Below are 10,697 nucleotides of genomic sequence, written 5' to 3' on the forward strand. Positions count from 1 at the left end.
CCCCACCGCGCGCGGTGGGGGCCTCCGTACTGCTCCGAGCCGGGTCAGACGGCCGGCGGCACCCGGGACGGGCGGCCCGAGCCGCGCGTCAGGACGTAGCCGCCGATGCCCGCGAGCGCGGCCAGGACGCCGCCCGCGAGGGTCCAGATCCAGCGGTCCGACCACCAGCCGGAGGACCAGCCGTCCTCCGGGGCCGCCGCCTCGACGGCGGTCTTCCGGCCGGCGTCCTCGTCCGCCTTCGCCTGGTCGGCGGTGGTCGCCCCCGGCACGAGCGGCGCGGCGAGCGAACCGTCCGTGGCGTAGGCGCCGCCCTTGTCGACGATGTCGGTGCCGATCCGCGCGGTGAACGGCTGGCCGAGGTCCTCGTCGGGCAGATCGCCGGTGGTCAGCCGGACGTAGTAGCTGCCGGGCAGCGGGTCGTTGGCCCAGGCGTCGGCCGAGGCCCGGACCGGGCGCAGCACACAGGCCAGCTCCACGGTCGCGGCCTCCTTCGCCGCCGTACGGGACTGCATCCCGTACATGCACGGCTGACGCCGCCGCAGCCCGTCGTACACGTCGATCCGCCAGGTGGCGGGCCCGTGCCGCAGCGCCGCGTCGGGCAGCGTGACCGTGGCCTTCACGGTCGGCCGCTCCCCGGTGTCCGCCGGGAACACCCAGTACAGGTAGTCACCCGTGGCTGCCTGCGCCGTGGCCTGCTGCCCCGGCAGGAACCGGGCGGCGGTACGGAAGGTGGTGCCCGCCTCCGTGGGGCCGGCCTCCTCGGAGGAGGACGCCGAGGGACTGGGCGTGTCGGCCAGGGCGGCCGGGGCCGCGAGGCCGAGCAGGGCCGCGCCCGCGAGCGCGGCCGTGGCGAGCATGCGTACGGTACGCATCAGTTGGTCCTCCAGACAGCGACGCGCCAGCGGGACAGCCAGCCCCAGAGCAGACCGGCCAGGAAGCCGACGAGCACCAGCACGCCGAGCAGCCACCAGCCGCGGCCGAGACCGAACGAGGCGATGTCCGAGGCGGACGCGGGGCCGTCGACGACGTCCACCGTCAGTTCGACCGGCATGCCCGGCGTCGTCTTGACCGACGGGGGAGCGGAGAAGGAGTTGCTGACCTGGAGACAGACCGTCTCGGCCGCCGGCTTGGCGTCACCGGGACCGTCGTCGGCCTCCGGCTTCGGGTAGCGAAGGCCGGTCGAGATCACGTCGGTGCGCCCGTCGCCCGCCTCGGAGCCGCGGACGATCTCCCGGCCGTGGAGCGTGACGGCGCGCAGCAGCACCCCGTAGTCGTTGTTGACGGCCCGGTCGGCCGACACGCTGACAGAGGCGCGCAGTTCCTGGCCGGGCAGCAGGTCCACCCGGTACCAGCGGTGCTCGCCGAAGGACTCGCGGTCCGTGTACAGGCCGGGCTTCAGCTGAGGCGCCTTCTCGCACCGCGCCGCGCCCCGGGTGGCCACGGGGGTGACGACCGGGTCGGCCGCGCGGTCCACCAACTGCTTGACGCGGCCGGCGAGGTCCTCGGTGTGGTGGACCGAGGTGTACGTGCCTCCGGTGGCCTCCGCGATGCAGGCGAGCTGCTGCCGGGTCTTGGCGTCCGGCACGAGGCCCAGGGTGTCGATCACGAGGTGGATGCCCTCGGCGGCGATCTGGCGGGCGATCTGGCACGGGTCGACGCCGCAGGTGTCCTCGCCGTCGGTGATGAGGACGATCCGCTTGGTCGCCCCGTCCTTGCCGAGGTCGTCGGCCGCGCCGAGCAGCGCCGGGCCGATCGGCGTCCAGCCGGTCGGGGCGAGGGTGGCGACGGCGGTCTTGGCCTCGGTCCGGTCGAGCGGCCCGACCGGGTACAGCGCGCGGGTGTCCTTGCAGCCGCGCTTGCGGTCGTTGCCGGGGTAGTCGGCGCCGAGCGTGCGGATGCCGAGCCGGACCTCCTCCGGAACCGCGTCCAGGACCTCGTTGAAGGCCTGCTTGGCGGCGCTCATACGGGACTTGCCGTCGATGTCCTTGGCCCGCATGGAGCCGCTGACGTCGAGGACCAGCTCGACCTTGGGGGATTCCTTCGCCGCCGGCTCGTCGGCGGCCGCGCCCGTCGGCAGGAGCGCGACGCTCAGGGCGGCCAGCAGCGCGCAGGCCCCGGTCGCCAGCCGTTTTCTCGTGATCATCGCCGGATCGTATTGATGATCGTGCGACAAACCCAAATCAGGTCCGGCTGTTGACGGAATCAGGTCTGGCTGTTGAGGAAGCCGATGAGGGAGGCGCCCCACCAACCGGTCTGACTGACGGCCGCGGCCAGGCCCGAGAGGACGAGCAGCCGGCGCGGGACGGGGCCGGTGCGGTGGGCTTCGAGGCGCTGGCCGAGCCGGTGCGCCCAGAGGCCGTTGACGGTGATGGCGACGACGAGCCCCAGCTTCACCAGGGTCGGCGGGGAGTGGAGGTCGGGGCGGAGGAAGAGCCCGGAGACGACGAGCCCGCCGAGACCGGCCCAGATCGGCGTCTGGAGGGCGATGGCCGTGTCGAGGACGCCGGCGAGGGGGCGCTTCCCGGTCAGCCAGAGGAGGGCGAACCAGTCGACGGCGAGGACGGAGCCGAGTCCGACGACGAGGAAGGCGACGTGGAAGAACCGGGCCACGGTCAGCAGGGAGGCGTCCGCGTGGACGTGTCCGGCGGTCCAGCAGGCCGCCGCGATGCAGGCGGTGGCGGCGAGCCCGATGGCGGTGAGGAGCCAGGACGGGGTGAGCTCCTGCGCGGGTCTGAGCTCCTGCGCGGTTCTGGACATGCGTTGATCTTCCGGACGTATGAACGGCATAAATTAGGTAAGGCGAAGCTAAGTTCCCACCCGTGTGCACGTCAAGCCGGGGTGACGCACGCCCCGGCCCCCGGAAGGGCTGCTCGGCGGTGCCCGGGATCGGGGGAGCCGTTCTCGGGCCCGCCCGGGCCCGGATCCGGGTGTGAAGGCCCGGACCGGCCGTAGTGCGCATACCGGGGCGGCGAGAGCGGGATCCACCACATGTGCGACACCGCCTGCGCAGAGGGCGCTTCCCGCGTGCGCACCGGCACCACGGCCCGGGCTGCGGCCGGCCTGCGCTCAAGGGGCGTGCCGCCCGCGCTAGTCGACTATTTCCATAAACTGTGAATATAAAAACGCTATGCTTCGAGCATGAGTCGTCAAGACACCACTCCCGGCGCGTCCGCCGCCATCGGGGCAGCCCTCTACGGCCTGGCCACCAGGGCCGCGAGACGCCTGCCCCGGGACATGAGCCTGACGTCCGCCGCCACCCTGGCCACCCTGGACCGGACCGGCCCCCGGCGCATCACCGATCTGGCCGCGGTCGAGGGCGTCACCCAGCCCGCGATGACCGCCCTGGTCCGGGTGATGGAGGAGTCCGGCCTGGTCGAGCGGCGGGGCGACGCGTCCGACAAGCGGGTCACGCTGGTGTGCCTGACCGAGGCCGGCGCCTCCTACGTCCGGACGCGGCGCCAGGCGGGCGTCCACGCGTTCGAGCGGCTGATCGGCGAGCTCGCCGCCGACGAGGTCGAGGCGCTGGTCGCGGCCCTTCCGGCGCTGAAGCATCTGGCAGAGCTCGAAAGCCAGGACCGCGAAGGGCCGAAGCGGTGACCGGGCAGCCGGTCGACGGGGTCCCGGTGAAGGCGTTCCCGGCGGCGCGTTCCGAGGCGCGGCTGCTGGTCCCCTCCCTGGTGTTCATCGCTCTGGTCGTGGCGGCGGTCGCCAGCCTCGGGACGCCGCTCATCACCAGCGTGGCGACCACGTACCACGTCTCCCTCGACAGCGCGCAGTGGACGCTGACCGTCGCCCTGCTCAGCGGCGCCGTCGCCACGCCGGTCCTGGGTCGGCTCGGAGCCGGCCCGCACCGGCGGGCCACGATCCTCGCCACGCTGGCGGTCGTCGTCGCCGGCAGCGCGCTCACCGTGCTGCCGCTGCCGTTCGCGTGGCTGCTGGCCGGCAGGGCGGCCCAGGGCGTCGGGCTCGGGCTGACGGCGCTGATGATGGGCGTGGCCCGGGACCACCTCCCCGAGGAGCGCAGCGCGGCCGTGATCGCCCTGATCTCGGTGGTCTCGATCATCGGGGCCGGCGTCGGCTACCCGCTGGCCGCACTGCTCGCCGAGCTCGGCGGGGTACGGGCCGCCTACGGCCTCGGCCTGGTCGTCACCGCCGCCGCCCTCCTGACCGCGTGGCGCTCCATGCCCGAAGCCCCCGAAGGCCGCTCCGCGCACGTGGACGTGGCAGGCGCGGTCGTCCTGGCCGCTGCGCTGCTCCTGGTGCTGTTCCTCGCGGGCGAACGGAATCTGTGGAGCCGGCACCTCGCCGTGGCGGTGGGCCTCTCCGTCGTCGCGGTGGTGCTGCTCTGCGTCTGGGCCGTCATCGAGCTGCGCAGCACGACGCCGCTGGTCGATGTGCGGGCGGTGCGGCACCCGGCGGTCGCCGGGGCGAACCTCGCCATGTTCGTCGGCGGGATCGGCATGTACCTCCTGCTCACGCTCGTCACCCGGTACGCGCAGACGCCGCACGGCGCCGGCTACGGCTTCGGGCTGACGACCTTCGTCGCCGGGCTGGTCCTCATCCCGTTCTCGGTCCTTGGATTCGTCGCCGGCAAGCTCACGCCCCGGGTCCGGACGCGGATCGCCGACCCCCTGCTCCTGGCCGGCAGCGCCGTCGTGGTCGGCGGCGGGTTCGCCCTGTTCGCGGCGGCCCGGTCGGACCTGGCCGAACTGTTCGTGGCGATGGGCGTGCTCGGCTTCGGGGTCGGCGGCTTCTCGGCCGCGATGCCCGGCGTCATCCTGGCCGTCACCCCCAAGAGCGAGACGTCGAGCGCCATGAGCTTCAACTACGTCGTCCGCAGCGTCGGGTACTCCCTGGGCAGCGCCATCGGCGGCCTGATCCTCGCCGCGGGCACCGGCCCCAGCCACCTCTTCCCCGACGACAGCGCCTACACCACCGCGGCGCTGGTCGGCATCGGCGCCATGGCGATCACGACGCTGACGGGCCTCGCTCTCGCCCGCCGACGCCCGTCCGAGACCAACTCGTAAGCTGGACACACTTGTTACGACACTGGAGGTGCCATGCCCAAGGGCTACTGGGTCAGCGTCTACCGCACCATTTCGGACCCTGAGAAGCTGGCTGCCTACAACAAGCTGGCCGCTCCGGCCGTCAAGGCCGGGGGCGGCCGGACCGTCGTCCGCGGCGGTCGGGTCGTGGCGCATGACGCCGGAATCGCCGAGCGCACCGTCCTGGTCGAGTTCGACAGCTTCGAGCAGGCCGTCGCGGCACACGAGAGTGCGGCCTACCAGGAGGCGCTGGTCGCCCTCTCCGACGGCGCCGAGCGCGACTTCCGCATCGTCGAAGGCATCGACTGACCGAGGCCCGGTCGGATCTCCACTGAGCCTTTTCCGAGCCGGCGGTGCCGACCGGGGGCTGAAGGCCGGGCGGCAGGAGACCGGGACGCGCCGGCGGCGTCTTCCCGCCTCGAGAGAGGCCCTGCTCGCCCTGGCTCACCTGTGGTGCGGTGACACCTGTGCCCGGCCGGCCGCCGGGTTCGGCGTCGGGGGCGCGACGGTCTACCGCTACACGATCGAACGATCCTCTTCCGCCGGCTGCCACACCGACCTTGTCGAGCCGGCCTGAGGCCGGAGCGCGTCCGCTCCGTGCCCGTGTCGGCCCCAGGGCGGCGCGGCCTGGTCGGTCCTCCGTCAACGGGCGGGGAAGGGGCGGGCAGAGGTCCGCGGGGGTGCCGTCAGTCCTCTGCCGCCAGGCGCCGCACCTCCGTCAGCGCCTCGTCCACCGCCGCCGGGATGTCCGTCACAGGGAAGCGCGCGTGCCGCACCACGCGGTCGCGGTCCACCACCAGCACGGCCCGCTTCAGCCGCAGCAGTTGCCCGGCGCGGAAGGTGGGCAGCCGCAGGGCGGCGGCGAGGCGCAGGTCGACGTCCGAGAGGAGCGTGAAGGGAAGGCCCTCCTCGACCGCGAACACCCGCTGCTCGTCCGGGCGTTGGGTGCTGACGCCGCGCACCTCCGCACCCGCCGCGCGAAAGTCCTCGTACGCGTCCCGGAAGAGCCGGTTCTCCAGCGTGCAGCCGACGGTGCCGGGGATGTCCGACCAGCCGTCCGGCAGGGGGCTGGGCCTTCCGGTCGCCGGATAGCAGAACAGGACGGTGGCCGCGCCGCCGGCCACCGGATCCACCGGTGCGCCGTCCAGGTGGCCCGGCAGCTCCAGGCGGGGCAGTCGCTCGCCCGCCAGGCCCGCGACGCGCCGCGCCTCCGCGCTCGCCCCGTCGGCGGTGCCGCTGAGCGAGCCGTCGCCGAAGACCCAGCGGTCCGCCCAGTCCTGCATCGACAGCAGCACCGGCAGCAGCCCCCGGCCGCTCTCCGTCAGCCGGTACTCGTGCCGCACCGGCCTGTCCTGGTACGGGACCTTCTCCAGGACCCCCGCCTCCACCAGGTGTGCCAGGCGCTCGGTGAGCACCTTCCGGGAGATGCCCAGCTCCTCCTGGAGCGCGTCGAACCGGTGGTGCCCCCGCGCGGTCTCCCGGATCAGGAGCAGGCTCCACCAGTCGCCGACCACCGCCGCCGCATGCGCGATCGCGCATGCCGCGTCCCGCTCGGGCACCGACCTCATCACAGCGTCTCCACTCCTCCGCGCACGGTGGCCGCTCATCGGGACCATCTTGCGCCATGAGGTCGGTTCCCGATAGAAACTCACCCGGAACGAGTAAGTTCCCAAAAGAGACTGACGAGACCCAGGGGGGTGGGCGCCACATGAGCGGGACACGGGCGATCCCGGAGGACGACCGACGCGACGACGAGCAGGAGACCTCGCCACCGGGCGTCTTCTGGCGCTACTGGTCCGCCTCCACCGTCAGCGGCGCGGGCACCGCCGTCACCGCCCTCGCCCTGCCCCTCGTCGCCCTCACCGTCCTCGACGCCACCGCCTTCGAGGTCGCCCTGCTGGCCGCCGCCGGACAGGTCTCCTGGCTGCTGCTCAGCCTCCCGGCCGGCGTCGTCGCGCAGCGCGTACCGCTGCGCCGGCTCCAGGTCGCGCTCGACCTCGTACGGTCCGCGGCGCTCGGCTCACTGCCGCTCGCCTGGTGGCTCGGCACCCTCACCTACCCGCACCTGCTGTTCGCGGCGCTCGTCACCGGCGCGGCGACCGTCCTGTTCGACATCGGCAACTCGACCTTCCTGCCCGCAGTCGTCCCGGCCCGGCAACTGGCCGCCCGCAACAGCGTCATGTCCGGCACGCACTCCGTCACCGACACCGCCGGCCCCTCCCTCGGCGGCGTCCTGATCGGCGCGACCGGCCCGGTCGGCGCACTCGTCGTGGACGCCGCCAGCTACCTCGCCTCCGCCGTGCTCCTGCGCACCCTCCCCGAGAGCCGCCCCGCGCCCCGCACCGGCGAGAGCGCCCTCCGGCTGATGCGTGAGGGCTGGCGGTACGTCACCAGGCACCCGGTCATGCGCCCCTGCATGATCTGGGCGACCGCCGCCAACTTCCTCAACGCGGCCCTCGTCGCCCTCACCCCCCTCTACCTGGTCCGGGAGGCCGGCCTCGATTCCGTACAGCTCGGCCTCGTCCTCGCCATGGACGGGGTCGGCGGGCTCGCCGGCGCCACCGTCGCGGTCCGGGTGACCACCCGCCTCGGCACCGCGCGGGGCGTCATCCTGGCCGACCTGGCCGGTGGCGCGCTGCTCCTGCTCGCCCCGCTGACCACGTCGGCGGGGGACGCGTACTGGTTCGCCCTGGGCAACGCCGGCTTCGCCTTCGGCACCGTCATCGGCTCGATCACCACCCGCACCTACCGGCAGACCCAGTCGCCCCCGGAGCTGCTGTCCCGCGTGATGGCCACGGTCCGCTTCGTCTCCTGGGGCGCACTGCCGCTCGGCGCGCTCACCGCAGGCCTCCTCGCCACCTACGCCGGCGCCCACACCGCCCTCTGGACCGTCTGCGCCGCCGCCTGCCTGCCCGCGCTCTACCTCTTCTCCACCAGGGTGGGCCGCCACCGCGACCTCGTCTGACGCCCGGCTCCGCGGGACGAGCACGCGCAAGCCGGCGCTTGCCCCTGTTCCCACTCCCTTTCCGGATCCCGCCCGTCGATCCCCGGCCGATGTCCTCGGCCGGGGATCGACGGCTGAGGCTTTCCGCCCGACCTCTTGTCGGGGCGCTTCGGTCTCTCTAATGTGAACCTTCAAATCCCAGGGATCACATGGCCTGGCTTCGCAAGGGATGTATTTTGAACGATCAAATCCAGGGTGAGTCCGCTGTCGGCAGCCCGCCGATGGGCTATCTCGACCACGCCAGGGTCGGCCCGCTCGCGCCCGTGGCCGCCACCGCGTTCGCCGAGGCGACCGCCCTGGCCGGCCGGTCCGGCCCCGGCGACCTGGACCGGCTCTTCGCCCTCAGCGACGCCGCGCGTGCCTCGGCGGCCGGGCTCATCGACGCCCGGCCCCACGAGATCGCACTCTCCCCGTCCACCAGCAACGGTCTCTTCGCCGTGGCCGCCGCCCTGCGCGGACCCGGCACCGTACTGGTGCCCCGGTACGAGTTCCCCGCCAACGTCTACCCCTGGATCCGCTTCGCCGGCCGGGGCGGCCCGGACGTCCGCCTCGTCGATCCGGACGGGCACCGGCACATCTCTCCCGACCTCCTGCGCCGGCATCTCACTCCCGAGGTCACGGCACTCACCGTCAGCGCCGTCGACTCGCTCACCGGACACGTGGCACCGCTCGCCGCGCTCAAGGAGGTCCTCGGGCCGGACCGACTGCTGATCGTCGACGCGATCCAGGGGCTCGGCGCCGTCCCCCTCGAGACGGACGCCGCCGACATCCTCGTCAGCGGAGGCCAGAAATGGCTGCGATCCGGTTGGGGAGCCGCACTGTTGCTGATCCGCGACCGGTGCGCCGAGCGACTGGCCCCCGGGATCGGCGGCTGGGCCGGCGTCACGGAGCCTTTCGCGGCGCGGCATCCGGCACCGCCGTTGCCCGGGGCCGCCGCGCACCTCGCCACCAACCCGGACTTCCCGGCCGCGGCGGCCCTCGGCGCGGCCATCGACGAACTGCTCGACCGGGGCGGCCCGGCCGCCATGGGCACCCGCATCCGGGCCACCCTGGCCGAGTTGCTCGACCGGGCGCGACGGGCGGGTGCCGAGGTCCTGCTGGACGGGCTGGGGGAGCGGGAGCGGGCCGGCATCGGCACCTTCCGCCTCCCCGGTCACGATCCCGTCGCCGTCCACCACGCCCTCGAAGCGGCCGGTGTGATCACCACCCGTCGCGGCGAGTGGATCCGGCTCTCACCGCACGCCTCCACCTCGGCCGCCGCGACGGACCTGTTCGCCGAGGCACTGCACACGCTCACCCACCGCCCGAGCAGCATCCCCGCGAGCCACATCCGGACCAGCGCCAACACCAGCACCAGCAGCGACACCGGTACCAGCGCCAACACCGGCACCAGTACCAGCACCAGCACCGACAACCCCCGTACGCAGGAGCCGACATGTCCCACCACCTGAGCCGCCGCCAGATCCTCCACCTCGCCACCGCCTCCGCCGCCGGACTCGGCCTGACCGCCTGCGGCAGCGGCGGTTCGGGCGGCGGCGCCGACGGCGCCGACGGCGACAGCGGTCCGATCACCGTCTGGAGCTGGACCACCGCGGCCGAGGCCCTGCGCGGAGTCGTCCCCTCCTTCGAACGGGACAACCCCGGCATCAAGGTCGACGTCCAGGACCTCGGCAACCCCGCCATCTGGGACAAGATCACCGTCGGGCTCGCCTCGGGCGGCAAGGGACTCGCCGACGTCCTCCACATCGGTGTCGACTACCTGCCCGGCTACCTGGAGAAGTTCCCCCAGGGCCTCGCCGACCTGTCCAAGCTCGGTGCCGACCGGTACGAGGACGCGTTCGTCGAGGGCCTGTGGCCGACCGTCATGGGCAAGGACAGAGCCGTCCACGCCCTCCCCTGGGAGGTCAACCCCCTCGGACTGTTCTACCGGCACGACTACTTCGAGAAGGCCGGCGTCGACCCCGCCTCCCTCACCAGCTGGGACGACCTGATAGCCGCCGGACCGAAGATCCTCGCCGCCACCGGCGCGCAGCTGCTCGGCCTCGACAAGCCCGGCACCACCCAGGACATGGACTTCTTCCAGAACCTGATGCAGCTTCAGGGAGCCTTCTACTTCGACCACGACGGCAGGATCACCCTCGCCTCCGAGGAGGCGGTCCAGGCCCTCACCGTCATCAAGCGGCTCAACGACGCCGGACTCCTCGCCGACACCGCGGGACAGGGCACCTGGAAGCGCCTCGTCGGCCAGGGCAAGCTCGCCACCGCCCCGTACCCCGCCTGGGCCATCGATTACCTGGCCACCAAGTTCCCGGCACAGAGCGGCAAGTGGCGCGTCATGCAGCCGCCCGCCGCCGTTCCCGGCGGAGGCCGCAGCGCCATCGTCAACTCCACCTACCTGACCGTCTCCGCCACCAGCAAGCGCCGGAAGGCCGCCTGGCGTTTCGTCGAGTACGCGCTGACCAAGCCGGCCGAGATCAACCGGATGTTCGCCTCCGGCGGCGTCTTCCCCGCCCTCAAGTCGGCCTACGCCGACCCGAAGTTCAGCGCACCGCACCCCTTCTACGGCGGCCAGCGGGTGCTGCGCTCCTTCGTCGACTCGCTCGGTTCCGGGGCGGACGCGACCAACTTCACCGGCGACTACAGCCGCG

The 10,697-nt window shown here is 73.1% G+C and carries 10 protein-coding genes and 1 pseudogene; 7 read left to right on the forward strand and 4 right to left on the reverse strand.

All coding sequences use genetic code 11. The annotated features are described in order from the left end of the window. Positions 1 to 44: 44 nt before the first annotated feature. Genes CCN56_RS29595 through CCN56_RS29605 form a run of 3 tightly spaced genes read right to left on the reverse strand, consistent with a single transcriptional unit; the run spans position 45 to position 2,757 of the window. Positions 45 to 872 carry a hypothetical protein gene (locus tag CCN56_RS29595; protein WP_086831022.1) on the reverse strand — a complete coding sequence of 276 codons (828 nt, stop codon included), beginning with the start codon at positions 870 to 872 and terminating at the stop codon, positions 45 to 47. After that, positions 872 to 2,143: a VWA domain-containing protein gene (locus tag CCN56_RS29600; protein ID WP_086831023.1), complete on the reverse strand. Its 1,272-nt coding sequence runs from the start codon at positions 2,141 to 2,143 to the stop codon at positions 872 to 874. The genes CCN56_RS29595 and CCN56_RS29600 overlap by 1 nt, the downstream gene beginning before the upstream one ends. Positions 2,144 to 2,202: 59 nt before the next feature. Next, a complete protein-coding gene (locus CCN56_RS29605) occupies positions 2,203 to 2,757 on the reverse strand; it encodes a hypothetical protein (RefSeq protein ID WP_086831024.1) in 555 nt (184 codons plus the stop codon). A gap of 477 nt (positions 2,758 to 3,234) precedes the next feature. Between CCN56_RS29605 and CCN56_RS29610 the strand changes: the two genes are divergently transcribed. The 4 genes and pseudogenes from CCN56_RS29610 to CCN56_RS45030 form a co-directional block, all read left to right on the forward strand. Further along, the gene (locus CCN56_RS29610) at positions 3,235 to 3,597 is read left to right on the forward strand and encodes a MarR family winged helix-turn-helix transcriptional regulator (protein WP_086831025.1); all 363 of its coding nucleotides are present in this window, start codon (positions 3,235 to 3,237) and stop codon (positions 3,595 to 3,597) included. Beyond that, positions 3,594 to 5,027, forward strand: coding sequence for an MFS transporter (locus CCN56_RS29615; RefSeq protein WP_086831026.1), 1,434 nt, complete (start codon positions 3,594 to 3,596; stop codon positions 5,025 to 5,027). Before CCN56_RS29610 ends, CCN56_RS29615 begins: the two co-directional genes overlap by 4 nt. Before the next feature lie 33 nt (positions 5,028 to 5,060). Next, positions 5,061 to 5,354, forward strand: coding sequence for a DUF1330 domain-containing protein (locus CCN56_RS29620; RefSeq protein WP_086831027.1), 294 nt, complete (start codon positions 5,061 to 5,063; stop codon positions 5,352 to 5,354). Positions 5,355 to 5,376: 22 nt separating this feature from the next. Further along, positions 5,377 to 5,574 (forward strand): annotated as a pseudogene (locus CCN56_RS45030) (hypothetical protein); the annotation flags it as partial. Between the two features lie 157 nt (positions 5,575 to 5,731). Here the strand turns inward: CCN56_RS45030 and CCN56_RS29630 are convergent. After that, positions 5,732 to 6,613: a winged helix-turn-helix transcriptional regulator gene (locus CCN56_RS29630; RefSeq protein WP_086831028.1), complete on the reverse strand. Its 882-nt coding sequence runs from the start codon at positions 6,611 to 6,613 to the stop codon at positions 5,732 to 5,734. A 140-nt stretch (positions 6,614 to 6,753) separates the two neighbouring features. Here CCN56_RS29630 and CCN56_RS29635 point away from each other — a divergent pair, with 140 nt between their 5' ends. From CCN56_RS29635 to CCN56_RS29645, 3 genes are all read left to right on the forward strand, one after another. Then, positions 6,754 to 8,010: an MFS transporter gene (locus CCN56_RS29635; protein WP_086831029.1), complete on the forward strand. Its 1,257-nt coding sequence runs from the start codon at positions 6,754 to 6,756 to the stop codon at positions 8,008 to 8,010. 215 nt (positions 8,011 to 8,225) lie between these two features. Then, entirely contained in the window at positions 8,226 to 9,500 is a 1,275-nt protein-coding gene (locus tag CCN56_RS29640; RefSeq protein ID WP_256962232.1) for an aminotransferase class V-fold PLP-dependent enzyme, read from the forward strand. After that, on the forward strand, positions 9,485 to 10,697 hold a 1,213-nt coding region (locus CCN56_RS29645), incomplete at its 3' end, for an ABC transporter substrate-binding protein (protein WP_086831030.1). The genes CCN56_RS29640 and CCN56_RS29645, both read left to right, overlap by 16 nt.

This window comes from Streptomyces sp. NRRL B-24572, from assembly GCF_002156145.1.
Taxonomy (GTDB): Bacteria; Actinomycetota; Actinomycetes; order Streptomycetales; family Streptomycetaceae; genus Streptomyces; species Streptomyces vietnamensis.

Coding starts and splice junctions, on each gene's coding strand:
- CCN56_RS29595 (WP_086831022.1), bottom strand. CDS start 872: ATGCGTACCGTACGCATGCTCGCCACGGCCGCGCTCGCGGGCGCGGCC.
- CCN56_RS29600 (WP_086831023.1), bottom strand. CDS start 2,143: ATGATCACGAGAAAACGGCTGGCGACCGGGGCCTGCGCGCTGCTGGCC.
- CCN56_RS29605 (WP_086831024.1), bottom strand. CDS start 2,757: ATGTCCAGAACCGCGCAGGAGCTCAGACCCGCGCAGGAGCTCACCCCG.
- CCN56_RS29610 (WP_086831025.1), top strand. CDS start 3,235: ATGAGCCTGACGTCCGCCGCCACCCTGGCCACCCTGGACCGGACCGGC.
- CCN56_RS29620 (WP_086831027.1), top strand. CDS start 5,061: ATGCCCAAGGGCTACTGGGTCAGCGTCTACCGCACCATTTCGGACCCT.
- CCN56_RS29630 (WP_086831028.1), bottom strand. CDS start 6,613: ATGAGGTCGGTGCCCGAGCGGGACGCGGCATGCGCGATCGCGCATGCG.
- CCN56_RS29635 (WP_086831029.1), top strand. CDS start 6,754: ATGAGCGGGACACGGGCGATCCCGGAGGACGACCGACGCGACGACGAG.